The sequence below is a fragment of the Rhizobium sp. RHZ02 genome (assembly GCF_014851575.1).
Lineage (GTDB): Bacteria > Pseudomonadota > Alphaproteobacteria > Rhizobiales > Rhizobiaceae > Rhizobium > Rhizobium altiplani.
This window is the reverse complement of the sequence record NZ_JACUZX010000001.1, coordinates 277,171-303,008: the sequence shown is the minus strand read 5'-3', so window position 1 is coordinate 303,008 and position 25,838 is coordinate 277,171. Positions and strand designations below refer to the sequence as shown.

The following is a 25,838-nucleotide window of genomic DNA, read 5'->3' as shown; positions in this document are numbered from 1 at the left end:
GACCATCGGAACCTCCTCCCTGTCACCTCCTCTAAGTGACTTGCCATCGTGCACAATCGCTCTTGCAATTGAGCACCATCGATGGTGCAATAACATTAACACGGAACGGACTTTCGTCAAGAGGACCATTGATCTAGAGAAACGGACCGGTGGAGGAGTCTGCGGATGACGGAAAAAGAGCAAAAGAAAGCAACAATTTACGATCTTTCGGTGATCTCGGGCGTAACCGCCTCGACTGTAGCCTCCGTCCTCAATGGCACGTGGCGGAAGCGGCGGATATCGGAAGAAACAGCCGAAAAGATCCTGTCGCTCGCAAAAGCGCACCGTTACACCGCCAATCGCCAGGCTCGGGCGTTGAGAAGTTCCCGCTCGGGACTGGCCGGACTGCTCTTGCCTGTTTACGACACCCGCTTCTTTTCCTCGATGGCTCAGACCTTCGAGGCGCAGGCACGCAAGCGCGGATTACTGCCGGTGGTGGTCTCCGGCCGGCGCGATCCTGAGGAAGAACGGCGCACCGTAGAGTCGTTGATCGCGTATTCGATTGATTCGCTATTTATCGCAGGCGCCACTGATCCGGACGGCGTCCATCAGGTGTGCGCCCGTGCGGGATTGCCGCACGTGAATATCGACCTTCCCGGCAAGTACGCACCGTCGGTGATCTCGGACAACCGACGGGGTGCAGAAGCGCTGACCTCGGCAATTATCCGCCACGCTGAAGGAATGGGGCCACTCGGTGCTGAGGACGTATTCATGTTTGGCGGCCGCGACGACCATGCCAGCCGCGATCGCATCCTGGGCTTTCATGCGGTGAAGCGTTCTATTTTTGGGGTGGATACCGAGGGCGATATCGAGACCACGGGATACTCGCCGGGCATGACACAGCTTGCCTTCGAGCGGTTCTTCGAACGCCATGGCAGGCTGCCGCGCTGCTTCTTCATTAACTCGTCCATAAATTTCGAGGGGTTGCTGCGCTTCATGAGCCGCCACGACGGGGTAGCATTCGAAGATATCGTGGTCGGATGTTTCGACTATGACCCGTTTGGTTCATTTTTGCCGTTTCCGGTCTATATGATCAGGCCGAACACAGCTGATATGCTTGAAAGAGGCTTCGAGCTTTTAGAAGAGCAGGACACGACCCCACAGCTCGTGATGATCGAGCCACAGCTGGTTCCGCCGCGAACTGCGTTGGAAGGGCCGCTCGACGCTTTGAAGGATCCGATTGCGGTACATGACCTCGCGCGTCGATGACGTGGTGAAACGTCTCGATCCGTGGGAGGTGGGAAATCGCCACGCTTTGCGGATGGGTGCCGCCTTCAAAGGCCACGTTTGGTGCGAAGCCGCCGTTCGAGGAATGCAGACATGGGCCGTGGCTGGCTTGCGACAATTGCCGCCATGGGGGCTAATGCACTGAGATGGACGACCTCGCTACCAGGCGATGCAACGTCTCGCACGGTGCCCATAACAGAAAGCATTTGAACAAACGAATACCCTAGCATGTGGTAAGACCTGTACGAATTGCGGTCGCAATCGGTTCTTTGTGGCGTCTTGTTGATCTCGCCGGCTAGTGTGTTGCAGCGAGATTTTCTGCACCAATTGAAACGGGAGGAGAGTAAATTGCGTCGTTCAGGGTGGTCGATTCTCGCTGTTCTACTCGCAATCCTCATAGCGATAGCCGTTACATGGGCATCACTTGCATTGTGGTATCGCCTTCCCGTTTCGGAGTTGGCCAGAGGCTTTGCCGCCGGGCTATTCGTTCTTTTTGGGTTGTTCACAATCACGAGATTGTTTGGCCCGTGGCGTTTCAAAGCCGTCGTCATATTCGCAGCGACGTTCGCACTTGTCCTGGTCTGGTGGCATACGATCAAGCCCCTCAAGAATGCATCCTGGGCACCCGATGTCGCTCGACAGGTCACAGGCGAATTCAACGGCGACCTGCTGACACTGACAAATGTGCGGGATTTCGAGTGGCATGGCAGTACTGACTTCCTCGAGCGCTGGACGACGCGCTCCTACGACATGGGCAAGCTTCGGACAGTCGACCTGTTCATGTCCTATTGGGCCGGGCCAGAGATTGCCCACGTGATTTTTAGCTTTGGTTTTGAAGGTGGCGAGCAGCTTGCGTGGTCGATCGAAGTCCGTCGCCGGGTTGGAGGGGCATTCTCGCCCGTCGCCGATTTGTTCAAAAGCAATCCTTTGGTGATCATCGCAGCAGACGAGCGGGATGTCGTGGGCGTCCGTTCGAACGTCCGTCGCGAAGATGTGCAAATCTACCGCCTGAAAGCATCCCCGGAACAGGCACGTGCGCTCCTGCGCGAGTATGTTGCCGACGCCAATGCCCTTGCCGCGACGCCGGCTTTCTACAACTCGCTTACGAGCAATTGCACGACGACGGTCGTCAAGATGATGCGCGTGGTTGGAGGCACCGTTCCCTTCGACTGGCGTCTCATCGTCAATGGCTATCTCCCGGACTACGCCTACGATCATGGGGCGTTGGATATGTCAGTGTCGCTCGCCGAACTCAGGACCGCCGCTCATATTGACCAGCGGGCGCGGGTCGACGCATTGTCGCCGCACTTCTCAAAGTCGATACGCGTCGGCGTACCTTCGCCACCGCCGGCGGATCCGCAATAAGCGAGAGACGTGCCATTGTTTCGATCGCGCCTGGAAGCTGCCGAAACCTCGAAAGGAGGAATAGCTTCACGTCGCGGTGACGCAGGTTGGCCAGCGAGACAACACTCCTGGCTTGGGAAGAATGCTTGAGGCCGTGACCTCCCAAGTTACAGGCTAGCGGTCAGCGTTGGAAGGTAAGATGGATGGTTCCGCTCGGCGCCGTTTCAGCTTTGACGTCGTAGCCAGTCTCCAGACCGCGTAGATCGTCCCATAGGCGTACGCCGCGACCGAGCAGGATCGGCGCAATTGCAACATGAAGGCGATCGACAAAACCTGCTCTCAGAAAGTCACGAACAACAGTCGGCCCACCGCCGATCCGCACATCCTTGCCGCCCGCCGCCGCGACAGCCTGCTGGAGCGCATCAACCGGAGTGGTATTGATGAAATGGAAAGTGGTACCACCGGCCATCTCTATGGAGGGGCGAGGCTTGTGTGTGAGAACGAAGACCGGAACTCGGAAGGGCGGCTCCTCGCCCCACCAGCCACGCCAGTTCGGATCGTCGGGGAAGTTGTGGAGCCCGAACATGCCGGCGCCCATGATCTCGGCGCCCACGTTGGCGAAATATTCCTTCGCGTAGTCGTCATCGACGCCGATGGTCCCGGCTCCGCTGGTATCCTTGAGCACGCGCTCACGGAAAGTTCGCGTCGCCACATATGCGCCGACCAGGCGCGGCCAGTCCTCCCCGAACGGGACTTCTGGCGTTTGATCCGTCGTGGTTGCAAAACCATCGAGCGAGATCATGAGATCGACACGAACTGCCATGGGAGCTCTCCTTGCGAGTGGTTGCACCCTAGCCGCCCCAAGCCAGGGCATCGATACTAAGGCAGATGCCTTTATAATTGATCATTATACTAAGGCAAGTGCCTTATTGTCCTTGACCACCACTCCGATGCGTCATAACAATTCGCATGCCCTATCATTCGACCCCACTCGACCTTGCCTTTCATGCTCTCAGCGATCCGACGCGTCGCGCGGTCGTATCACGGCTGGCTGATGGCGAGGTGCCGGTCAGCGTTCTGGCCGAGCCATTCGACATGGCGCTGCCCTCCTTCGCCCAGCACCTCAAGGTACTGGAAGATTGCGGACTGATCGCCAGCGAGAAGCGCGGGCGCAGCCGCTGGTGCCGGTTGGTACAGGCCCGCTTCGACGAGGCGGCGGACTGGATGATAGCGGAGCGCAGGCGCTGGACCGAGCGGTTGGATCGTCTGGAGGTCTATCTGGACAAAGCGGGAGAGGATGATTGATGAAGACCATGGCAACCCTGTTTGACACCTGGTCGCTTGATCGGGAAATTGTGCTGGTGAAGCTGCTCAATCACTCGCGTGACAAGGTCTTTGCTGCCTGGATGGACCCCACGGCGCTTGCCGAATGGTACGGTCCGGCCGGCCTCAGGATCGAGAGCCATGAGGCCGAGATCCGTGAGGGTGGGCTCTGGCGGTTCGACATGGTGGGCGTGTTCGAAGGCCAGGAGCAGCGCTTCCCGAATCTGATGCGCTTTCTGGAGATCGTGCCGAACGAGCGAATCGTGATGGACTATGGCACGCCCGACCCGGACGACCCCGACCGCTTCCGCGTCACGGTGACCTTCGATGAGCAGGCCGACGGCAAAACCGTGCTGACCTTGCGCCAGCTCCACCCCAGCCCCGTACGGCGTCGGATCGTTATCGGCTTTGGCGCAGTCGAATACGGACTGCAAACCCTGGATGGCCTGGCAGCCTGGCTCGACCGCTGAGCGTTTGGCCAATTTGTGCCTCAGTCGCAATTGACTGGGGCTGCCACGAGCCTTGCCCGGAGACAATGACCGCAATGGGCCCGGAAGGAAATCAGCCACGGAGGGCCTGTTTGACGGGAGATTCCCTCACGTCAATCCTTGGCTAGTGCACGCGCATCTTGGCCGCGGTTACTGCTTCCAGAAACCTTGCACGCGCTACTTCGGCGTCGACGCGACCGGCAAGGGCACCTCGGCAGGCATTTCGCGCCTGCAGGAAGGGCATCGTTTCACAGTCCTCCCAGCTATCTTTCAGAAACAGGACGGCGTCGAAGGCGCTCGATACGAATTCGCTACCTCGCGAGCCCACCGAGATTTGAACGGGCTTCTCCCACTTGACGATTGACATGACGACCTCCCTACTGGCTCTAGCGACGGGCAAACGTTCAATTCGTGGAAGAGTTCCGTGACCCCTGGAGCGGTCACCTATGCTGCATCTCCGAGGGCGCGGACAGCCGACGAGAAGTATCGCCGACCGCCCACGCCTCGTGTGCTACCCAGCCCCATCCAATGATCAGCAGATGCTACCCTGTTCCCGGCCTTCTCCCTACGTGGTCCAGGTAGCAGTGGTGCAAAAGGAGAGAGTCTCCTGCCTGTTGAATTGGTTAGGCTGTGGCTATCCTGTTGATAGGTGGTGGATCGTCTGCTGCTAACCGAAACTGCCCACGCTCCGGTTGTCGAGATGGCGCTGCGGGAGGGACGCCTTAGCGTGTGCCAGGTAGCAAGTTCTGGCGCCCGTCCGGAGTGAGCTTCTGGCCCGTGAGCAGTCATCCGGCGTTGGCGCCTTTGCATTCAACTGTCGTCGTCAAACATGCTGACGCAGGAGCGAAAGGCTGTTTTACGCCACGCCGGCGGTTCGCCCCTTTTGTGGGACCGAATATCTTGGTTGTTCGTTGCTAGAATGCCGCGTGGCTTCGCCAGAGAACATACAGGCTGACGCAAAATATCACCCATCTGAAGACCTGCGCTAGGACGTTCCTGTAGTTCGCCAGTCGCGTGGCGGCAATCGTGCCGATGATACCGCCACCGATGCCACCTAGAATGAAATAGCCCGCAGTAAGCCAATCGACAAAGCCCGACGCGGCATAGTTCACGGCCGTCGCCAATCCGAAGGTGCCGACCGCGAGCAGCGAGGTTCCAATCGCGTTTATGAGAGGCATGCCGGTCGCGACGAGGAGACCGGGCACAATAAGGAAACCGCCCCCTATTCCGAAAAGGCCGGAACATCCGCCGGCAAAAAGCGCAATCAGGCTTGTCTTCCCGTGTGTCCGTATCGTCAGCGACTGCGCGGTAACATCCGCCCGGCTCCTCGTCCTTCGCATCATGAAACTGACGAGCATCATCAGGAGGCCGAACATGAAGAGCAGGTTTTGGCCGTCGATGAGCTTCCCCAGACTGGAACCCAGGTAGGCACCGAGACATCCGGCGATCGCAAAGATCAAGGCGCATCGCCACCAGACATGACCCTTCACCGCATGGCCGGCCAGGTTGAGATACGCACTGGCCGAAACAGCGAGAGCCCCTGTGCCAATCGCGGTGTGCACATCGCGCATCCCGACAACATACACCAGCAGCGGCGTGGCGAGGATTGATCCGCCTCCGCCAATCAAACCGAGAATACAGCCGATCAATGATCCTGAGCCGAGAGCAAGCATAAGTTGCAGGAGACTGCCATCCACCTTGTTACGCGCCCCACGCCGATCCGGAAAATGCATCGAGGGGAATTTTTAGATAACGATGGCCGTTCTCCTCGATCGGAGGCAGTTCCCCTCCCCGTAAATTCACCTGCAGCGCGTGCAAGATAAGCTTCGGCATGGGCAGGATCCTGTCGCGGGCTTCCCGCAAGCCGATGAAGTCACTTCGCGATTGGCCGGCGACATGCGGGTTCTTCCTACGCTGATCTGCAACCGAGCTTTCCCAAAGTGCCTGACGTCCTTGGGGCATGTAGTCATGGCCGGTGAACAGGCGTGTCTCCTCCGGCAGGCTCAGGATGTCCTGGATTGACTGCCACAGGCTGGCTGCGCTGCCGCCCGGAAAATCAGCGCGGGCGGAGCCGCTATCGGGCATGAACAGTGTATCATGGATGAAGGCTGCGTCGCCCACGACGTAGGTAATCGACGCCAGGGTATGGCCGGGCGAATGCATGACGCGGACCTCGAGCTCGCCGATGTTGAATGTGTCACCATCACGAAAGAGCCGATCCCATTGCGAACCGTCGCATGCGAAATCATGCCAGTTGTAGATATCTTTCCAGATCTGCTGCACTGCCGTCACATGCTCACCGATCGCCGTCGGCGCTCCGGTTTTTGCCTTGAGATAACTGGCTGCCGAAAAGTGGTCCGCATGAGGATGAGTGTCCAAGATCCACTCAAGCTTCAGGTCGTTGCCCTCGATGTAATCGAGGATGATGGTCGCATTGATCGAAGCGGTCGTGCCGGACTTCTCATCGAAATCCAGCACCGGGTCGATGATGGCGCAGTTTCGCGTTTTGGGGCACGAGACGACATACTGGATACTGCCAGTGCGCGGGTCGTAAAATCCGGCGACCTCAGGTTTTTGCATGGGGGCTGCCCTCCGGTGCTGCTCCACGCGCAAAGAAGATCGCCCGGCTCGGATCGACGTCGTAATCCTTTTCGAAGGTCGTCGCGTCAGTTGCGATTGTTGCCACTGAATCGAGAATGAACTGCACCTTCTCGTCCGGTAGCAGCACACTAAAGTTCAGCCGGACAAAGCCGGGCTTCTTTAGTTCGTCTCCCGAGAGAATGGCCTGTCTGATCTCCTCGGACTGCTGTTCATCGATCGACAGCAGTCGGTGGACATAAGGCCCTGCACAAGCGCAGCCACCGCGCGCCTGGATTCCGAAGCGGTCACTGAGCATTCGCGTCACCAGTTGCTGGTGGACGTAGCCGCCCTTCCCGTTTCTCACTCTGAAGGAGAAAATCGGCAGCCGATCGGCATTCGACAGACCGAGCAACTCCAGTTGCGGGACGTCCTTCCAGGCTTGGAGTGCACGTCGTGCAAGCTCGCGATTGCGTATCGTCATCGCATCAGCCCCGATCGCATCCTTGACGATGAATGCGAGGGCCGCACGGATATCACCGACCACATTCGGTGTACCGGCTTCTTCGCGCGATTCGAGACTGTCGCTATAATCATGCGTCTGCGGCGAGACGAACTTCACCGTGCCACCACCCGGCCAGGTCGGTTTCTTCGTCGAAAGCCCGTCGCGCCGAAGGATCAGGATTCCGGAGGCACCTGGGCCACCGATGAACTTGTGCGGCGAAACAACGATCGCGTCGATTTCCGCATCGGCGGCAGGTGACATGGAAATCGGCACATAGGGACCGGCCCCCGCATAGTCCCAAATCATCTTTGCGCCAGCAGCCTTGACCATCGCAGTAATCGCCGCGACGTCGCTGGTGATGCCGGTGATGTTTGAGGCAGCGGACAGCGCGCACACCACCAAATCGGCGTTACCGTGCTTGAGCGCATCTGTCAGCAGCGACAGGTCAGGTCCGCCCGATGGACTCTCGGCTATCTCGACAACCTCGGCACCACTTTCCCGCCAGGGCAGGATGTTCGAGTGATGCTCGTAAGGGCCGACAACAATGCGAACGTGCTTACCAGCCGAAACCGCCTCGGCAATGCCATAGAGCTTGACGAGGCGATTGATGCCAGACGTCGCGCCTGAGCCCGTGAAAATTACTGCATGTTGTTCACTCGCCCCACAGAATTCCCCGATCATCGCGCGTGCTTCCCGGCGCATACGGGTCATGAACCCTCCGCAGTAGGAAGCCTCCGTGTGACTGTTGGCATAGTAGGGAAGGATGTCTTCCAGGATGAAACGCTCGATTTGGTGGAGCGCGCGACCGGATGCAACGTAGTCTGCATAGACCAGTTCCTTCGCCCCGTACGGCCCGTCGATCGTCGCATGCGATCCGACCAGCCCTTCCCGGAGGTTGTCCACGAGGCCGTTGCGTTTCAAACTTCGGCGAAATCTGGAAATTGGGGATTCAGTCTGTCGTGCCGCAGGTTGTGCAAAGTCCACGATCGTTCTCCTTCGCCTCGGGGCGTTGACACCGATCGTATCCTCCTTCAGGCTCAAAAAAGTCACCTAATTTTCGCTAATTTCTGTAAAAGACGTATCATATGAACGAAGAAGCTACAAAAATTGACGATTTTGATATGAAGATACTGAGTGCGATGCAGCACGATGCCAATCTCTCGCAGCGCGATCTCGCGGAGAAGATCGGCTTGTCTCAAAATGCCTGCTGGCGGCGACTGCAACGTCTTCATTCCATCGGCCTGATCAAAGGCGCACACTGCGATATCGATCTCCAGGCGCTGGGGTTAGACCTCACCGTTTTCGTGATGATCCGGACGCGCCACCATTCGAAGGAATGGAGCGAAGGATTCCGCGCGCATGTCGAGGGCCTGCCGGAGGTAATCGACTTTTATCGGATCGGCGGGGATTGGGACTATCTGATCAAGGTCATCACCAAAGGCATGTCCGGCTACGACGCATTTTATCAGAAACTGATCACGAACTTCGACCTTGCAACGGTGACAGGCTTCTTTTCCATGGAAGCGATCATCAACAATCGGCCGGTCGAGTTGAGAAAACTGACCTCCAAGGCCCCGGGATCCACCCCGCCGAAAGTGACCCCGACGCGTGACCGCCTCTAGTGCCTCGGCAACGGACTGACTTCTTCCGCCGGTGTTGCTTTCGCACCGCAAACATCCCCGTGGAGGAAGAAAACGATCAACATTTTCGACCGCAAAAGGACCTCCATTTTGCGGGGCAAGGCAGCGACGCAGGCTCACCCTGCTTCTCCTTCGACGCCGACCGCCTTGCAGAAAGCGGCAGGAAGGTGCCGCCCAACCTCCCCGCCCGTCCCGGGTCTCGCCAAACTCACTCGCACACCCTGGGCTGTCTCGCCCGCCGCGGGTAGGGACAAGGCGTTGCCAGAACGGCGGCGTCCGCCAGCCGTCGGTTGGACGTCCGGCGGTGAGCGAAGTTGAAACGGCACCGAAGGAGAGCCTATTCAGGCGAAGCGATTACCCCTTCGATTCGACGAGGATCACCAGAGACTCCGGCACCACCCCGTCGAAGGCCATCGCATCAGCGGCGGCCTTGCTCTGCATCGCCGCCTGCAAGCCATCCATATCCGCAACGTCCATCATCAACGCCACGCGAGTCGGATCCTGAGGATCAACAAACGTTCGGATGTTGGTAACCCCGAGCGGACCAAAAAACTCCTCCCGCTTTGGTGAGGTGAGCCAGTGTTTCGCGCCCTTTGTGATGTTGTGATAGCCAATAATCGTCGGCATGGCATCCTCCCTGCGACGACGACGGCGGCCGGATCAAGGGCCGCGGTCCATCGCGCAAAGCTACTGTGCCCTGTTTTTGCTGGGTTGTGAATTGGTGGCGGTGGGATGACGGAGTTCCACGTCGCAGAGTTCGTTATGAAAGCCACCCGCAGGATCAGTCGTCTGGTGGCGAATGAAATCCAGATGGCAGGAAGGATCCAGCCGAGGGGACTTCGATATCGTTCCGAGACGAAGCGGATGGTCGGCGAACGCTGAACGCGGCGGCTATCGCCCTGAATCCGATCGGGCGATAGGCAGGATCGTCGCCCGGTTCGCCAAGGTCCTTCGATTTCGGATCTTTCAACGCACTGTCCTCCGGACCCCGCAACGACAAGGTCAGATAATACCAGCCTTCCTCTATGCCCGCCACGGAAGAGGCTGCTGTCCGATGCCTTAGTGTCTCCATTGGACAGACCAACCCGCCACGGTAACCTTGACGACGCGCTGACCGACCCAATTCTCTTCGCGAAGAGAGTGGAGGTGCCCCGATCTTCCGAAGGCAACGCAGACCGTTTCCGGCTTTGTCAGGAGCACATGGAAGCTGCGTTTTCGGCCCTGTTCGACGCCGCGATCCAATCTCGAAGAGGTGACCGCCGTGTTCGTCAAGTTGGCTGACAATCATAAGCAGGCCCTTCTTGCCAACCGCGGTCTGGCGCGCCAACTTTTCGGCTTTGAACAAAGCGCAAGAGGTCGAAACCTGGTGCCGGATCGCCCCTTCAACTATTGCTTCTTGCTGCCAGAGATTTGCTTCTAGCCGCCAGCCATCTTGCTGGTGCTGTCTCGACTATCCATTTGTCGATGCAACGGTGGGGAAGCGCCTGCCGACCTTCCGACCTCCTAAGGAGGAAAGTAGATGATTAGTCTAGCGTCGAGCCGCGTATACCGCAAAAGCCGAGTTACATGGTGACGTCGATCTTTGCTCCTCTCGGATATATGCCGCTCCCCGGGCCTGTCGGAACAGCAATTGCATGGTCTCTAATATAATTTGCGGTTGGGAGGCTGGGTGTAATGAACTGGCACAAATCCGATAGTTTCGCTCCACTGATCCTCGTGTTCCATGGTCAACAAAAATACAGGCAGATCCGTTCGCTTCGGCAAATGGCTGAAGTTCTTATTGCCGCCTGGCCCTCCTTTGACGGTGAGGAATACCTGACGGCTGCGAAAATTTGCCTGGATGCGCACCTTGGCACCTGCTCGGTGAACGAGGCACGGATCGCGTTGATTCGTGCTGCCGCAGAAGCAAATATACCGGTCATCACCGTCGTGCCAACAATCTGCGACGAGCAGTCTTCAGTTGTGGAAGGCGGCGTTTCGTTAGTGAAAGGGGTTCATTCCGCATAAGATTAAACCACGATCGGCTTTGCCCCGACGGTACGCTCCGTTGCTCCGTGCACGCTATCCCTCCACGCAATAAATCGCCGGACAACGCCATAAGCCTACGGAATCTTCCGGTAAATCCAAAGCTGGGCCGGAGGAATATTTCGTACCATGAACGCCAAATGGCGCACCTCGTGGCCGGCGGGAAGTGCCACGACCGGAGACAATAGGCCGTAGGTTATTTGAACAACCGGTCTCCCGACGGGAACGCGTTCCAACAGATCGAGGACGAGTGCCAGCCTCCGATCCACAGGCAGGTGCAAAAGCGGGATGGCGGAGATGACGCAATCAAACTTGGCGGCTCGTTTCTCACCCAGCGTTAGGTCGAGTGCAAAAGCGTCGCCGCATCGAATATCGACCTGTGGGAAAAGACTTCGCAGATGCTGACAGAACTCTGGCGAGTACTCGATGGAGGTAAGGTTTTGTGGTGCGATGCCGCGTGCCAGAATTGCTTTGGTAATCACGCCTGTGCCTGGACCGAGTTCAAGTACGGGTAGCCCAGAACCGAGATGCACAACGCTAGCCATCTTTCTAGCTGTCACGGTGGAGGTCGGCGCAATTGCACCGACAGAAGTTCGATCACGTTTCCAGCCCTTTAAGAAAGCAATTTCATCCCTGAACTTAAGTCCGACACGCTTCCGCATACTCATTCAACTGTCCCTTCATTCGTTACGAAGCCTCATCACGAGCCGTCAGCTGCGAGGCCAAAATGCGCTTGTGAAAATCTTTAGGAGGCGCCGGACACGAGCTGTGGCACCGAGAGGGGCTTCGCGTTGTCGTCAAGAATTTCGAACCGGTAACGATTGTCTTCGTCGCACGATACCGAGTAGGTCAGCCTGTCGACGACGTTGTTTTCGGCGTCAAAGGTAAGAACCTTGGGCTTAAGTTCCGTGATCTTGTGCTCGGCGAGATAGATCGAATTGCAGATGATAATCTGGTCCCCGGGCTGGCATGTGCGGGCGGCGGCACCGTTTAGGACACAGCATCTGGATCCGCGCACACCTAAAATGACGTATGTGGAGATGCGGGCGCCGGAGTTCTTGTTCCAGATTTCCACAAACTCCATCGGAAGGATCCCGGCCTCTTCGCAGTGAGCGGGGTCGAGTGTGATCGATCCGTGGTAATTGAGATTTGCCTCAGTCACATGGATCCCATGGAGCTTCCCGGCCACCAATTTTCGCATTTTGCCCCTTCGCTATCGGTCTTGCCCGCTCCGACCGCTGTCGGCTGTCCGGCACTGTAAAGCAGCCGTCGGAAATTGGAGGCTCGCGTCAGAGACTCAAGAAATAACTTCCAACCAGCTAATTAAGTGGGTGCTATCGGATTGGAGGCGTCGTTAACAGGCCAGAATATGTCGTTTGGGTACGGTTAGGCAATTATTGCGCATGCCAACGACGCCTAGTCGGCGGGCGCCAGTTTGCTTGCCGCTCAGCAACTCGAAACACTTTCCGTTCGCGCGAGCGTTGATCGTTGATCGTTGACCTCGCCTCACGCCCTCATCGAGACATGTGCAAGCCCCTGCGTAACTGGGCCGCCACTATTGATCCACCTGTCGCAAATTCAGGGAAGGCCAAGGAAGCCATCCAGAGGGCTCTTGAAGGATTTGTTCTTCGAGGTCTCGAAGGATGAACGCACCCGACCACCATGAGGCTCGGGTGCCCTCCCTCAGCAAGCCAAGGCGCGCTTTGCTAGATGCTCTGGGGCGGTGCGAAGAAGCAGTTGAGGTAATCTTCGTTAGGGTGAAGACAGACATGAAACTCCCCGTCTCCCGAAGGTAACTCGTCGCCGTAGGGCACGAAAAACATGTGTGGTCGTTTGGCGAGGAAGTGGTCGCCCGGATGCAGGATAATTGAGAAGCCACCGCGCATCTTTCGAACGCGTTCGCGCGGAATAGCATCGCAGTCGCCACCCTGGCCACGCCCCCTGCAGCAAGCTGGAGGGTAGGTCCAGCCGGATTCGGCGTCGTGCGCGTCGGAAGAAATACTCGACATTGCACCGATGAGGATGGTTGCAGCTATCATTGTGAACGACGACGCGGTCATCTGACCCTCCCCCCGATCGTTCAGAACATCGCATTTTACGCCCAAGATGGAGAACGAACAATTCCCGTACCCTGTGTGCAAGAGTTTTGGGATCCGGTTGGACGAGCCGGGGGTAAAAGCCTGTTCCACCCCGACTAGAGGTTTTCGCCACCCTCTAAGCTGTCGACGAACCGAGAAAGGGCTTCCGGCAGCATCTGCCCGTTCGCGGTGGAGAGCGGGGGGTATTCCAGCATGAGTTCCGGTCCGAGTGGGGCGATTCCGAACGCAGGCTCTGTGACGCGAGCGGAGTATTAGCTGCGTGTGATCGCAACTACCCTCTCCTGCCTGCTGTGAGCCGTGATCCACCGCTCCGCCGCATCCCGATGTCGAAACGATGCAAGCTCCAACCGAACTCTCGACCTAGCGGCTGCTTTTGACAGACCAGATTGCAATACCCATCAAAGCAAGTCCGGACATTTGAACGAGTGAAAGCGAATGGCCATAGATTTTCCAATCGATCACAAAAGCCGTCATGGGATATACAAACTGCAGTGCGGCAGTTCGACCGGTGCTTAGGCGAGCAAACCCGGCAAACATTACGACATAGGCAAGACCCGTATGGATCGCACCCAGCCCTGCTAGCCAGGCAATTGTGTCCAAATGGCTCGGCCACCCGTGTAGAACTGGCCACCAAAATGTAAGGACAGCGCCAACTAGACACTGCCACCAAGCGAGGGCGAATGAACTTACGGATCTCATCACTTTCGTCAGCAATGGAACCCAGGCGTAGACAAACGAGCCCGACAGGCTCATCAGCAAACCATAGAAATACTCTTGATGCCGCGTGCCCGTACCCATCACGTCGGTCGTCAGCACCAATCCAGCGAATGCCAAGAGCGCCGCGCCCACCTGCTTTCGGGACACCTTTTCCCGAAGAAGCCACACACCGAGCGCCATCGTCCAGAATGGCTGGATATGGAATACGACAGTGGAAACGCCGATTGACGTACGTGGAATCGCGGCGAAATGGAGCGCCCAGCTAATAATCATCAGAACGCCCGTCGCGACAGCGCCGAGTAGGTCCCGTGCCTGCAGCCTGGTTTCAGCCAACCGCCCACTCAACGCGCCCCACGAAAGCAGAGCAAGAAACCCAAAAAAGCATCGAAATGCTACCGTAGTGAGCGGGTCTTGGTTCGCCTGGAGCACGAAGATGCCCACCGTCCCAAGGATCAGCCCGCCAAGCACAATAAGGATCGTGCCCTGGCGTTCCCGTGAGTCACCCGGGACGGCCAAACCGGCAGATGTTGCAAGTGATGTGAGACCCCGTGTGTCCATCGGAAAATAATGGCGCTGGATCGATATCCAGAAAAGCGAATATCTGTTACAAGTATCATTCGATAATCGAATGGACGGTGAGATGAACGATCTCCAGATTGATTGGCTTAGAACCTTCGTGGCAGTTGTCGACACGGGCTCCATCACGGCAGCATCCCGTCAGGTTTCCCGCTCCCAGTCGGCAGTCAGTATGCAACTCAAGAAGCTCGAGGAATGCGTAGGGAGTTCCTTGCTAAACCGGGGGCCACGCCACCTGTCTCTGACCCCTCCCGGCTTCGATTTACTCGCTTACGCCCGACAACTGATCGAATTGCACGGCCGCGCCCAGATCGCGATGCGCGGATCAACGGTTTCTGGGAAGGTCGCCGTCGGTGTCCCTGACGACTACGTCGCGAGTTACTTCGCGCCAATTTTGCGGACCTTCGCCAACCGTTTTGCCGAAGTAGAAATATCAGTCGTTTGCGAGCCATCGAGTTCGCTATTGCCAAGGATCGACCGTGGTGATTTGGATTTGGCACTCGTGACACGCGATATGGCGACCCGAGGGGAGCCAAATCGCGGCATATTCCTTTTCTACGAACCCTTGGTGTGGGTTGCGTCAGACCAACATGAGGCATGGCGGAAAAACCCGCTGCCCTTGGCTTTGCACGAACTGGGAAACCGCTTCCGTGGCGAAGTTTTGGCAGGCATCGCGGCACTTGGGCGGGACTACCGTGTAGTCTATAGCTCACATAACCTAACGGGACAGTTGGCGGTAGTAGAGGCAGGTTTGGCCGTTGCCGTGCTCGCACGATCCAGCGTTCCCAGCCATTTCAAGTTACTGGATACTCGCCATGGTCTGCCGGAGCTGCCTAAAATGGAGGTAGCCTTGGTTCGCAGCAAAGACTCTAAGCGCTCTGCGGCGGTCGACGCTATGCACAGCGAGGTCCTTCAAGTGTTGAATTTCCAGCCTTGATTTTCCGTGTCCGTTGGCAGCATGGCGCCAGGATGACGCCCCCGAGAGGTGCTGTGGCTCGATGGCGGCATTTTCCGATATGGCTGGATTGTTTAACCACAACTTGATCGAAGGACCATCGATAACCATGACATGATGGACCCGCTTGCCTGTTGACCAAAGCCTCAAGAAGCGTGTGAGACATGGTCGTTTCCGGGGCAACTTTCGTGATGACCGGAGACCACCCATAACGCCAGGTCAGAGCACCGCTTGCCTCCCCGCGATTGCCACGCCTTATTGAAAACGGCGTTCAAAATCACAATCTCAAAGTGATGATTGGAGCCTGACGGATGCTATACCTAACTCTCGCCCTCAGCTTTTGCATTTTAACCAGCACATACTTCGTCGGACGTTTGTACGCCGCAAAGACCCGGTTGGTCGAAAAGGCAATTGAGGAAACGATTGAGCGCAAGCTGTCGACATCCCCGATAAGCGCCGAGCTGCACCGCCTGCGGGAAGAGAACGGAGTGATGCGCAACCTTCTGATCGACATGGTGGAAAACGAGGCTTCGCTAGCCGACGCAACCACAATGTCAGAGGTGGAAAGGACACGCGCGGCAAACGCTCGAACACTCCGGCGCCGGGAGGTTTTCGGTGAGGCGATACTCGTGCTTCAGCAGACCAATGGAGGGCGACCCCCAAGCAGACAGCCGACTGAACGGGCCTAAAGGCAGGCCTGGTGTGAACGTCATCCATCCGCCAATCTAAAAGGGTGGCTCTCACTTGGAAGCCAATCGTCATACCCCGGAAGATGGGCGATAAACTGTCAGGCCTATCAGCCCGTCCAGGCGTATACGTCCGCTGGCTCTGCCACACCCTTAAGCACGAATGAACCAACATTCCTAAACCCTTTCGGTACCTGTGCTGCGAATGGCCTTGATGCCAGAAGGCTGTAGCCGACCGTATCTGCAACTTTTTCGATCCGGGCCGCTTCGTTGACTGCGCGGCCGATCGCCGTGAAATCGAGGCGGCGGGAGGCACCTATGTTGCCGTAGAAAACCTCGCCAACGTGCAGAGCGATATCGACCAACAGCTGCGGCTCCTCTTCATCGTTGCGCCTTGCATTCAGCAATTGATTGGCTTTCATGGCCATCCGAGCCGACGACAAAGCACGGCCACAAGCCTCGGAGGGATCGTCGATGTCAGCAGGGAAAATCGCCAGCAGGCTATCACCCATAAATTTGAGGATCTCGCCACCATTCTCCTCCACCGGCCCGGCGATCGCCTCGAAGTGTTCGTTCAGCCAGCCGACGATCCTCTCCGGTGGCCACCGCTCGTTCAAGGACGTGAAGTCTTTTAGATCGGCAAGCAGGATTGCTGCGTATATCGAGGCGCCATCTCCACGACGGGTCTGTCCGCTGAGAATGCGGCCACTGGTTCGCGTCCCGGTGTAGACGGCAAGCATGTCGGTCGCAACGCGGGTGGTTGCAACTCGGCAGCAAGTCAGTGCCAACGCGGGCATCAAGCGTTCGACGTCTGCAATTTGCTGTTCTGAAAATCCGCCGGGTCCATCGACTGCTATCGAGAAGCCCACGCCACCAAGGGCAGTCTCTCCAGGAAACTCCGCAAGCTTGATCAAGTACTCAGTCGCGCCGAGCTGTGCCAATTCGTCAAACAACGGAAAGCTATTGGTTTCGTTCGCCGGCAGGCTCCACCGGCCGTAGAGAAGGTTATTCGACAGCAGATGGAAGATCGGTGAGCGCTCGAACATCTCCTGTCCCGCGTCATCGTGCCCTTGGATGTCAACGGACATGACCGAGTGTGGCGACCACGCGACCGAAAATCCCTTCTGCATCGGGTCGATGGATGGCATTGCAATCGAGGCGCGGACAATCGGATAACCTAAAGCGACCAATCTTGGCCCAAGTCCCTCCATGATCTGCTCGACGCTCCGGCTGGATAGGCCCTCCCCGATGATCCAGTCGATCAGCTCCTGCAAACCCTGCACGAAAAATCCTCCATCATCGCGCATCCACCATAGGCTGGCACTGGATGCCCGGTCGAGAAGGCAAACGAAATCCAAAAGAAAAAAAGGAGGCTTTCCGACGAGGCGGGCGGTCGTAGAAGCTACCTTCGAAAGTTCTCCGCGCTTGCGGGCCTTTACCGTCGTGGAAGGCCAGAACCAGGTTTCCTCGCCTATTGCTGCCGCCTCATAGGGATGCGCGCCTCTTCGCGAGATTGATTGGCGGGTCGCGGTTTGCGAATGGCTGCGCGGTCGGCCAAAGCAAAAAGGCCGACGCGTCTTTCGCGTCGGCCCCAGTCTGCCGGTTAAGCCGTCGTGAACGGCACGGCTACGAAGGTCGTGTTATTGCCGCGCTGTATCAGCAGCAGCACTGACTTCTTCTTGGCCTTCGCAACATCCGCAACTGCGTTCTTGGCTCCACTGGCATTCTGGATTGTCTTGTCGTTGACTGACAGAATGACGTCACCGGCTTTCAGCCCCGCCGAGGCTGCCGGTTTGTCAGGCGATACGTTGGCAACGACGGCACCTTGGACGTCCTGGGAGAGGTCCAGCCGCTCACGAACTTCCGGCGTCAGGTCGACAAGTGCGACACCAATCCGCGGACCGGCTGGGATCGCCTGTTCGGAGCCTTTGGGAGCAGCAAGCTGAGCCATTCCGTCGTCGCTGCTGCCGATCTCGACCGTGAGGTCGACGCTCTTACCAAAACGCCAAACCGTAACGGTTTTCTTGTCACCAGGGGTAAGATCCGCCACGAACTGCGACAGGTCCTTTGGTGTCGACACCGGCTTTTCGCCAACCGCCGTAATGGCATCGCCCTGCTTGATACCGGCGCGAGCGGCGGGCGAGTCTTTCGAGACGTTTGCAACAAGCGCACCAGCCGGATTTGCCAGATCGATCGCGTCCGCAATTTCCTGCGTCACCGGCTGGATCTGGACACCGAGGTAGCCGTGATCGACGGAACCGGCGTTCTGAGAATTTGCGACAACCACCTTTGCCTGATCGGCCGGAACGGCGGATGCGGCAAATGCAGATGACGTTTCGAGGGAGATGGAGGCCGCGCCGATCATAATGGCCACGCCCAGAAGAGCCGCAGATCTGCGGCGATTGACAATGCTTGTCACGATTTCAGTCCTATTAAATTGCTTCACCGCGTAAAGCCTCTCAGTGAAGCTCAACACTTGGCGAGGATATGAAGCCAGCCAATTATGTTTTCAAATTAAAAGTATATTACAATTTCATTGCCAATAAGTAATGTACTAAAATAGTTTATTACTTGATGGCAAGCTTTTGCAACTGGAGCGATGTATTAGCCTTTAGGAAGCTGGCGCTGCATCGTCCGCCCTGGTCGCAAGGGTTTCGCCACAAGGGGGCGGGCACCTCCAAGACGCTGCGGTCGCCGTTCACCGCGCACGGCCAAGGGCGAAATGACCTCCCGCTGCCTCCTTGTCCTGATCCGCGCTGCACGAGTTTCGCCGAATTCACGGAACCGGGACTTCCAGTCCAGTTTTGATGCGATCCATCGCGACAAACGTCCGGAAACGTTTGACGTTGTTGTTTCCGAAAAAGAGCCGCCGGGTCAGGGATTCATATTCCTTCATGGATGGTACGACGATGAGGAGGATAAAATCCGCTTCGCCCGTCACATAGTAACACTGCTGGATTTCGGGGGTCGCCGCGAATTCCCGCTTGGCGCTTTCGATTTGTTCTGCGGTCTCGCTGATCACCTCCACTTCGACGAAGATTGTGATCGGATGCCCCAGCGCTGCGGGATCGACGATCGCGACATTCGCCTTGATCACACCGGCTTCCGTCATCTTCTTGATCCGGCGTTGAACGGCTGGAGCCGACAGATTGACCGCTTCGCCGATCATTCTCTGCGGCGTGAGGTTGTCCTTCTGGAGGAGGGCGAGGATTTTGCGGTCGAAGTCATCCAAAATGATCTTCTGCGCCAGCGCACCCATACTTCTTCGCTCCCCTGGACGAAACAAACTTGCAAATCAGACCCCAATATTCAGCGCACGATGCGGAGGCAATGCAATATATTTTCCCCTCGAACCCGAGCGAGGCCCCCATGTTTCTCATAAATTCGAATAGCGCCTACAAGTCTCCGCTGGACCCACGGGACGCGGAAGCTCTCGGCCCGGTGGCTGCCGCGGAGGTCGAGAGGTTCCTGTCGCACCGCCAAAACAACGCGAAGACGCCCTTGGTGTCCCTCGGCGGCCTTGCTCGCAAACTCGGGGTGTCGAGCATCCATATGAAGGACGAAGGCTTCCGGCTCGGCCTTGGCAGCTTCAAGGCGCTTGGCGGTGCCTACGCGGTGATGCGTCTTGTGCTCGAGGAGGCAAGCAAACGCCTTTCCAGGCAAGTCGATGTAACTGAACTTGGTTCACCGGAGGTCCTGGCCGTGGCAAAAACCATGACGGTTGCCTGTGCCACCGACGGCAACCACGGACGTTCCGTGGCCCAGGGGGCGCAGATCGTCGGCGCACGTGCCGTGATTTTCGTTCACTCGGGCGTCAGCGACCAACGGGTGGCGGCCATCGCAGGATTTGGCGCCGACGTGTGCCGCGCCGAGGGAACCTACGACGACTCTGTCAAGGAAGCGTCCAGGGTTGCGATCGAGCGTGGCTGGACAATCGTGTCGGATACGTCCTGGCCTGGCTATGAGCGCATTCCAAGCCTTGTAATGCAGGGCTACACCGCGATATTCCGCGAGGCACTCAGGGATTTGCAGGACCCGCCGACCCATGTTTTCGTTCAGTCAGGGGTTGGCGGCATCGCTGCTGCGGCAGCCGGCTATCTCGCGCTTGTCATGGGGGACACACGCCCGATCTTCACAGTTGTTGATCCCGAACGTGCAGCATGCATCGTCGAGAGCGCCAAGGCCGGGCATCCGGTGACGGTTGACCACGGTGAGCCGACAATCATGGCCATGCTCGAATGCTACCAGCCGTCCCTGGTAGCCTGGCGCATCCTTTCGCGTGTGGCAGACGCGTTCATGACCGTAGACGAACACGACGCAGTCACCGTCATGAAGAGGCTGGCCCACCCGGTCGGGGGAGACCCCGCCGTCGTGGCGGGCGAAAGCGGTGGCGTTGGCCTGGCCGGATTGATCAGGGCCATCGGTGATCGGCAGATCAAGGCTCATTTGCGGCTTGGAGATCGATCGCGCGTCCTCGTGATCAACACCGAAGGAGCGACCGATCCGCTCAAGTATGAGGCGATCGTCGGGGAAGCACCCGGATCGGTTTTGGCGAAAAACGCAGGGGCGGCGGCATGACTGGATCATCGGTAAATGAGGAACGCTTGCTCGGACGTCTGCGTGAACTCGGCTCCATCGGCAGAGACAAGGATGGCCGCCTTGTCAGGCTTGCGGCGTCCGACGCGGACAAGCACGGCCGGGATCGCTTGATCGCCTGGATGCAGGAAGCCGGGCTCGATGTCGCAGTCGATCGCATCGGCAACATCTTCGGCATCTGGGCGCCGATACAGGCCGACGATACAGCAAAACCGCTGATGCTGGGGTCTCATATCGATACTGTGATCAATGCAGGGGTGTTTGACGGCTGTTACGGTGTCCTTTCGGGACTGGAAGTCGTAGAAACTCTGAAATCGGAGGGCTTCAATCCGAACCGACCTATCGCGATTGCTGCATTTACCAACGAAGAAGGCGTGCGCTATGCGCCTGACATGATGGGGTCGCTGGTCCATGTCGGCGGACTTGATGTCGATGAAGCGCTTGCCACCGTAGGCACCGATGGCTCTGTCCTTGGTGAGGAGCTTGCCAGGATTGGCTATGACGGACCACGAGAGCCCGGCTTCCTGCAACCGCACGCCTATATCGAACTCCACATTGAACAAGGGCCGATCCTCGAGCGCGAGGAGACCACGGTTGGGGCCGTCGAGAACCTGCAGGGCATTTCCTGGCAGCGAGTAACCATCGAAGGAGATGCCAACCACGCAGGCACGACACCCATTTCCATGCGCCGCGATGCCGGCTTGGCAGCAGCGCGCGTCATCACCTTTCTGCGCGACCGGGCGAAGGCATCTAACACCCCTACGGTCGCCACAGTCGGGTGCATCGAGTTCGAGCCAAACGCAATCAACGTGATCCCCTCGAAAGCGACATTCACGGTTGACCTGCGCGATCCCGATGAGGAGAAACTGTTGGCGGAAGAAGCTGCCTTGGCAACATACCTCGATACGGTTGCGGACGATGAGCAGGTCACAATCACCACGAAACGTCTGGCAAGATTTCAGCCGGTGACTTTCGACAGCGGCATTGTGGCGGCGGTCGTGGAGGCTGCGACGGCCCGCGGATTGAAATCGAAAAGGATGACATCAGGCGCAGGGCACGATGCTCAGATGATCGCCAGGATCGCACCCTCGGGGATGATTTTCGTACCGAGTATCGGCGGCATCAGCCATAACCCCAAGGAATTCACGCCCAATACCGATCTGGTCGCAGGAGCCAATGTGTTGCTTGACGTGGTCCGCAATCTCACCGCACCGGAGAACTGATCTGATGACCGACGTTGAGACGCTCCATGCCGAAATGAGTGAGTGGAGGCGACACCTCCATGCCAATCCAGAATTCGGTTTTGCGGAGCAAGCCACGGCTGCGTTTGTCGCCGACAAACTTAGAACATTTGGCCTCGATGAGGTCGCTGAAGGCGTCGGTGGTACCGGGGTTGTCGGAACCCTCAAGCGAGGGACCGGCAACCGCGCCATTGCGCTGCGAGCCGACATGGACGCCCTGCGCATCACCGAGCAGGGTGACATGCAACATAAATCCCGCAACTGCGGGCTGATGCACGCCTGTGGTCACGACGGTCACACCGCTATGCTCCTCGGAGCCGCGAAGTTGCTTGCCGCAGAAGGCGGTTTCGACGGGACGGTCCGCTTCATTTTCCAGCCGGCCGAGGAATGGGGCAAAGGCGCCCTCGCGATGATGTCCGATGGTCTTTTCGAGAAATATCCGTTTGATGAAATCTATGGCATCCACAATATGCCGGGTCTTCCTGTTGGCTATTTCGAGACAAAACCCGAAGAATTCATGTCGGCGGAGGACAATTTCGAGATCACGCTCAAGGGCGTCGGGGGACACGCCGCCCGACCGCACTGGGGCAGCGAAGTCCTGGTCGCCGCCTGCGCCATCGTCACCAATCTGCAGACGATCGTCGCGCGGCGCATCGACCCCGCCGACATCGGCGTCGTATCCGTCACTGAGCTCATCACCGACGGCACCAGGAATGCCCTGCCCGGCATGGCACGCATTCTCGGTGATGCCCGCAGCTTCCGCAGGGAGATCAGCGAGCGCATCGAGCAGCAGATGCGGATTATCGCGCAAGGCACTGCGCTTGCCTATAATGTCGAGGCCCATGTCCGTTACACGCGTGAATTCGTTCCACTTATGAACGACACCGCCTTGGCTGCCGAAGCCATGGCCGTGGCAGTGGAATTATATGGCGCGTCGAACGCAAGGGTCGCATCAAAACCGATGACGGGATCAGAAGATTTCGCGCAGTTCCTCAGCCGGGTGCCTGGGTGCTTCGTGTTCCTCGGCAATGGCGAAACATCGGCTCCGCTCCACAATCCGAATTATGACTTCAATGACAACGGCCTTGTCCATGGCATGCGATTTCATGCAGCAATAGCGCGTCGACGCCTAGCAAATTGACCAATGCGACGGCAGTTGCAGGCAAATTTTGCCATCCCGGATCTAGCGCCTTGCCACAGAAGACGATGATGGCAACGTGCGACGAAGTGACGTTGGTCCGCCGGTCTTTCCGGGCCCAACGCGGGCGACCTCAATCCGAAAAATCGAGCCAAGGGCCCTGCGGTCGTTCTCTGCCTGGACCGAGAAAGAGTCGGTGAAAAGTGCGTTTTGTACCATGTGCGAGGAACGATGAACCCGGCGCGCAATTTCCCGTCCGTTCAAGTCGGCTCGCTTCCCTTTCTCACCAGTTCGTCACCGAGCCATCCCGGCGTTTCAGATGAGGCGCCTCCCAGAATTCAAAACTCTGCCTTGCAATCAACGCCTCGTTCACTTCGACCCCCAGGCCGGGCGCATCGGAAACTGGATAGCAGGCAGCCTCAAGCCGTGGCTGGACCGGAAAGAAGTCAGAATTGTCAAAACCCAGATGCGTCTCCGCGGGACTCGCCCGCGTTTCCAACCAGGCAAAATTCGCAACAGCGGCGCAGAAATGGATCGTGGCAGCCGTGCATACCGGGCCGAGTGGATTGTGCGGCATCATGTCAACATAGTGAGCCTCGCTCCAGCCGGCGACCTTCATCGATTCAGTCAGACCGCCGACATTACAGACATCAAGGCGATTGAACTGGTGAATGTCGCGCTCGATGAAGGGCAGGAACTGCCACTTCGACGAGAACTCCTCGCCGATCGCAAACGGAACATCGGTCATTCGACGCAGCGCCTCGTAGGCGCCCGGTGTTTCGTCGCGGATCGGCTCCTCGAGGAAGTCGAGTGTACCCTTCGGCATCTTCTGGCAGAAGCTTGCAGCTTCAGCGACCGTCAGGCGGTGGTGATAATCGATGCCCAGCACGATTTCCTCGCCCAGTGTTTCCCGAGCTTTGACGCACCATTTCGCTGTCATCGCGATATGTTCGCGGGGCTCGTAAATCTCCCTGTGCTCGTGACCCGAGGGTGAAAGTCGCATGGCCCTCCATCCATGCTCGACCAGCATCTGTGCCTGCTCGATCATCGCTGGCCCCGGCTCCGCGAAGGTCGTCGCAAAGGTCGGTATCCGGTCGCGCTGCTTGCCGCCGAGCAACTCGTAGACGGGCACGCCAAGCGCTTTGCCCTTGATGTCATGGAGCGCGATGTCGATCGCCGAGATCGCGGCCTGCAATACGCGACCGCCCTCGAAATACTGGCTGCGATACATCTCCTGCCAGAGCGCCCCGATCTTGAACGGGTCGCGGCCACGCAAGAATTCCGCATAATGTTCCAGCGCACCGACGACCGCCTTCTCGCGGCCGGAGAGTCCACTTTCGCCCCAGCCGAAAATCCCGTCATCGGTCTCGACCTTCACCAGAAGCTGGTTGCGAATGCCAACCTTGACGGCGTAGCTCTTGATTGCTGTGATCTTCATGTCCGTTCTCCGGTTACCAGTGCCAGAGCGTGCCGTCTTCGAGACGGTTCACAGGCAGATAGGCGCGCTGATATGGATATTTCTCGGCAAGCTTTTCATCGATATCGACACCGTGGCCGATCGCATCGCCCGGATGAAGATAACCGTCATCCAGGCTCCAGGCACTCGGGAACACCTCAAGGATTTCCGGCAGGTAGCCCGAATATTCCTGGATGCCGAAATTCGGCACCCAGAGGTCGAGATGCAGGTTGGCGCCGAGGCAGATCGGCGACATGTCCATTGCGCCGTGGCAGGCAGTGCGGACATTATAGACGCTGGCGAAATCCATGATGCGCCTTTGGGCGGTCACACCGCCGGCATGTACCGTGGTCGTCCTGATGTAGTCGATCAGCTGCTCTTCCATCAACAGCCGCGCGTCCCAGATCGTGTTGAAGACTTCACCCACGGCAAGCGGTGTCGTGGTGTGTTTGCGGATCAGACGGAAGCCCTCCTGATACTCGGCCGCCACCGTGTCTTCCAACCAGAAGAGCCGTGCAAATTCGAGGTCTTTACCCAACCGCGCCGCTTCGATCGGCGTGAGGCGGTGGTGGCTGTCATGCAGGAGCTCAATATCCCAGCCATGCGCCTCGCGGACCGCCTTGAAGAGTTCGGGAACATAGCGCAGATATTTCGACGTCGACCATGTTTCCTCGTGAGGAATGGCATCGTCTGCAGCGTTGTTGGTGACCGACTTCTTGCCGGTGCCATAGACGTCAGGCAGCCCGGGAATGCCGACCTGAACGCGGATCGCCTTGTAGCCCTGCTTAATTCGCTTGCCGACCGCTTCGACCGCTTCGCCAATATCAGTGCCCTGCGCGTGTGTGTAGCACAGCACCTTCTCGCGGCTGGCGCCACCCAGCAGCTGGTAAAGCGGCATGTTGGCGGCTTTCGCCTTGATGTCCCAAAGTGCGGTATCGATACCGGCGATCGCCGCCATCGTCACAGGACCGCGGCGCCAATAGGCTCCCTTGTAGAAATACTGCCAGATATCCTCGATGCGGCTTGGATCGCGGCCGATGAGCAATGGTGCAAGATGATCCTGAAGATAGGCTACGACGGCCTTTTCACGACCGTTCAGAGTGGCGTCGCCGACCCCTGTCAGCCCCTCGTCGGTGAAGATCTTGACGGTGACGAAATTGCGTCCGGGCGAGCAGACAATGATTTTGACGTCGGTAATTTTCATGA

General features: G+C 58.0%; 25 protein-coding genes. 10 read left to right on the top strand and 15 right to left on the bottom strand.

Features of this window, described 5'->3' with window-relative positions:
• Window positions 1-165: 165 nt before the first annotated feature.
• Together IB244_RS01420 and IB244_RS01415 are read left to right on the top strand one after the other, a co-directional pair.
• Window positions 166-1,248: a LacI family DNA-binding transcriptional regulator gene (locus tag IB244_RS01420; protein WP_169679631.1), complete on the top strand. Its 1,083-nt coding sequence runs from the start codon at window positions 166-168 to the stop codon at window positions 1,246-1,248.
• A 387-nt stretch (window positions 1,249-1,635) separates the two neighbouring features.
• Window positions 1,636-2,631: a DUF4105 domain-containing protein gene (locus IB244_RS01415; RefSeq protein WP_409564045.1), complete on the top strand. Its 996-nt coding sequence runs from the start codon at window positions 1,636-1,638 to the stop codon at window positions 2,629-2,631.
• Between the two features lie 160 nt (window positions 2,632-2,791).
• On the opposite strand, the gene IB244_RS01410 is transcribed toward IB244_RS01415, so the two are convergent.
• Complete coding sequence (locus IB244_RS01410; protein ID WP_192302920.1) at window positions 2,792-3,433, bottom strand: dihydrofolate reductase family protein; 642 nt, start codon at window positions 3,431-3,433, stop codon at window positions 2,792-2,794.
• A 146-nt stretch (window positions 3,434-3,579) separates the two neighbouring features.
• On the opposite strand from IB244_RS01410, the gene IB244_RS01405 reads away from it, so the two are divergent.
• Both IB244_RS01405 and IB244_RS01400 read left to right on the top strand, forming a co-directional pair.
• Entirely contained in the window at window positions 3,580-3,915 is a 336-nt protein-coding gene (locus IB244_RS01405) for an ArsR/SmtB family transcription factor (protein ID WP_025662250.1), read from the top strand.
• Window positions 3,915-4,403, top strand: coding sequence for an SRPBCC family protein (locus tag IB244_RS01400; protein WP_192302918.1), 489 nt, complete (start codon window positions 3,915-3,917; stop codon window positions 4,401-4,403). Before IB244_RS01405 ends, IB244_RS01400 begins: the two co-directional genes overlap by 1 nt.
• Window positions 4,404-4,545: 142 nt before the next feature.
• On the opposite strand, the gene IB244_RS01395 is transcribed toward IB244_RS01400, so the two are convergent.
• The 4 genes from IB244_RS01395 to IB244_RS01380 all read right to left on the bottom strand — a co-directional run bounded on the left by IB244_RS01395 (window position 4,546) and on the right by IB244_RS01380 (window position 8,487).
• Window positions 4,546-4,788, bottom strand: a complete 243-nt coding sequence (locus tag IB244_RS01395) for a DUF982 domain-containing protein (protein WP_192302916.1) — start codon at window positions 4,786-4,788, stop codon at window positions 4,546-4,548.
• Window positions 4,789-5,335: 547 nt separating this feature from the next.
• Window positions 5,336-6,154, bottom strand: coding sequence for a sulfite exporter TauE/SafE family protein (locus IB244_RS01390; protein ID WP_192302914.1), 819 nt, complete (start codon window positions 6,152-6,154; stop codon window positions 5,336-5,338).
• Window positions 6,123-7,001 carry an MBL fold metallo-hydrolase gene (locus IB244_RS01385; protein WP_192302912.1) on the bottom strand — a complete coding sequence of 293 codons (879 nt, stop codon included), beginning with the start codon at window positions 6,999-7,001 and terminating at the stop codon, window positions 6,123-6,125. The genes IB244_RS01390 and IB244_RS01385 overlap by 32 nt, the downstream gene beginning before the upstream one ends.
• Window positions 6,988-8,487, bottom strand: coding sequence for an aminotransferase class V-fold PLP-dependent enzyme (locus tag IB244_RS01380; RefSeq protein WP_025662245.1), 1,500 nt, complete (start codon window positions 8,485-8,487; stop codon window positions 6,988-6,990). The genes IB244_RS01385 and IB244_RS01380 overlap by 14 nt, the downstream gene beginning before the upstream one ends.
• Before the next feature lie 101 nt (window positions 8,488-8,588).
• Here IB244_RS01380 and IB244_RS01375 point away from each other — a divergent pair, with 101 nt between their 5' ends.
• Window positions 8,589-9,125 carry an Lrp/AsnC family transcriptional regulator gene (locus IB244_RS01375; RefSeq protein WP_025662244.1) on the top strand — a complete coding sequence of 179 codons (537 nt, stop codon included), beginning with the start codon at window positions 8,589-8,591 and terminating at the stop codon, window positions 9,123-9,125.
• A 372-nt stretch (window positions 9,126-9,497) separates the two neighbouring features.
• On the opposite strand, the gene IB244_RS01370 is transcribed toward IB244_RS01375, so the two are convergent.
• Window positions 9,498-9,770, bottom strand: coding sequence for a hypothetical protein (locus IB244_RS01370; protein WP_018855691.1), 273 nt, complete (start codon window positions 9,768-9,770; stop codon window positions 9,498-9,500).
• A 1,047-nt stretch (window positions 9,771-10,817) separates the two neighbouring features.
• Here IB244_RS01370 and IB244_RS01365 point away from each other — a divergent pair.
• Window positions 10,818-11,150, top strand: coding sequence for a DUF982 domain-containing protein (locus IB244_RS01365; protein WP_025662243.1), 333 nt, complete (start codon window positions 10,818-10,820; stop codon window positions 11,148-11,150).
• Between the two features lie 95 nt (window positions 11,151-11,245).
• Here IB244_RS01365 and pmtA read toward each other — a convergent pair whose 3' ends face one another.
• The 4 genes from pmtA to IB244_RS01345 all read right to left on the bottom strand — a co-directional run bounded on the left by pmtA (window position 11,246) and on the right by IB244_RS01345 (window position 14,542).
• Window positions 11,246-11,836 (bottom strand): phospholipid N-methyltransferase PmtA, encoded by a 591-nt coding sequence (gene pmtA, locus IB244_RS01360; RefSeq protein WP_025662242.1) that lies wholly within the window; start codon window positions 11,834-11,836, stop codon window positions 11,246-11,248.
• 77 nt (window positions 11,837-11,913) lie between these two features.
• A complete protein-coding gene (panD, locus tag IB244_RS01355; protein ID WP_025662241.1) occupies window positions 11,914-12,369 on the bottom strand; it encodes an aspartate 1-decarboxylase in 456 nt (151 codons plus the stop codon).
• 505 nt (window positions 12,370-12,874) lie between these two features.
• Window positions 12,875-13,228 (bottom strand): hypothetical protein, encoded by a 354-nt coding sequence (locus tag IB244_RS01350; protein ID WP_051420122.1) that lies wholly within the window; start codon window positions 13,226-13,228, stop codon window positions 12,875-12,877.
• A 399-nt stretch (window positions 13,229-13,627) separates the two neighbouring features.
• Window positions 13,628-14,542 carry a DMT family transporter gene (locus IB244_RS01345; protein ID WP_192302910.1) on the bottom strand — a complete coding sequence of 305 codons (915 nt, stop codon included), beginning with the start codon at window positions 14,540-14,542 and terminating at the stop codon, window positions 13,628-13,630.
• 82 nt (window positions 14,543-14,624) lie between these two features.
• On the opposite strand from IB244_RS01345, the gene IB244_RS01340 reads away from it, so the two are divergent.
• Complete coding sequence (locus IB244_RS01340; RefSeq protein ID WP_025658568.1) at window positions 14,625-15,497, top strand: LysR family transcriptional regulator; 873 nt, start codon at window positions 14,625-14,627, stop codon at window positions 15,495-15,497.
• Between the two features lie 814 nt (window positions 15,498-16,311).
• Here IB244_RS01340 and IB244_RS01335 read toward each other — a convergent pair.
• The 3 genes from IB244_RS01335 to IB244_RS01325 all read right to left on the bottom strand — a co-directional run bounded on the left by IB244_RS01335 (window position 16,312) and on the right by IB244_RS01325 (window position 19,460).
• Complete coding sequence (locus IB244_RS01335) at window positions 16,312-17,484, bottom strand: adenylate/guanylate cyclase domain-containing protein (RefSeq protein ID WP_025658566.1); 1,173 nt, start codon at window positions 17,482-17,484, stop codon at window positions 16,312-16,314.
• Between the two features lie 320 nt (window positions 17,485-17,804).
• Window positions 17,805-18,620: a PDZ domain-containing protein gene (locus IB244_RS01330; RefSeq protein WP_192302908.1), complete on the bottom strand. Its 816-nt coding sequence runs from the start codon at window positions 18,618-18,620 to the stop codon at window positions 17,805-17,807.
• A gap of 357 nt (window positions 18,621-18,977) precedes the next feature.
• Window positions 18,978-19,460, bottom strand: coding sequence for an Lrp/AsnC family transcriptional regulator (locus IB244_RS01325; protein ID WP_192302906.1), 483 nt, complete (start codon window positions 19,458-19,460; stop codon window positions 18,978-18,980).
• Between the two features lie 110 nt (window positions 19,461-19,570).
• Here IB244_RS01325 and IB244_RS01320 point away from each other — a divergent pair, with 110 nt between their 5' ends.
• The 3 genes from IB244_RS01320 to IB244_RS01310 are packed head-to-tail and all read left to right on the top strand — an operon-like array spanning window position 19,571 to window position 23,179.
• Window positions 19,571-20,779, top strand: coding sequence for a diaminopropionate ammonia-lyase (locus IB244_RS01320; RefSeq protein ID WP_192302904.1), 1,209 nt, complete (start codon window positions 19,571-19,573; stop codon window positions 20,777-20,779).
• Window positions 20,776-22,020, top strand: coding sequence for a Zn-dependent hydrolase (locus tag IB244_RS01315; protein WP_192302903.1), 1,245 nt, complete (start codon window positions 20,776-20,778; stop codon window positions 22,018-22,020). Before IB244_RS01320 ends, IB244_RS01315 begins: the two co-directional genes overlap by 4 nt.
• Before the next feature lie 4 nt (window positions 22,021-22,024).
• Window positions 22,025-23,179, top strand: a complete 1,155-nt coding sequence (locus IB244_RS01310) for an amidohydrolase (protein WP_192302901.1) — start codon at window positions 22,025-22,027, stop codon at window positions 23,177-23,179.
• Window positions 23,180-23,459: 280 nt separating this feature from the next.
• Here IB244_RS01310 and IB244_RS01305 read toward each other — a convergent pair whose 3' ends face one another.
• Entirely contained in the window at window positions 23,460-24,614 is a 1,155-nt protein-coding gene (locus tag IB244_RS01305) for a mandelate racemase/muconate lactonizing enzyme family protein (protein ID WP_192302898.1), read from the bottom strand.
• Between the two features lie 13 nt (window positions 24,615-24,627).
• Complete coding sequence (manD, locus tag IB244_RS01300) at window positions 24,628-25,836, bottom strand: D-mannonate dehydratase ManD (protein WP_169679683.1); 1,209 nt, start codon at window positions 25,834-25,836, stop codon at window positions 24,628-24,630.
• Between the last annotated feature and the right edge of the window lie 2 nt (window positions 25,837-25,838).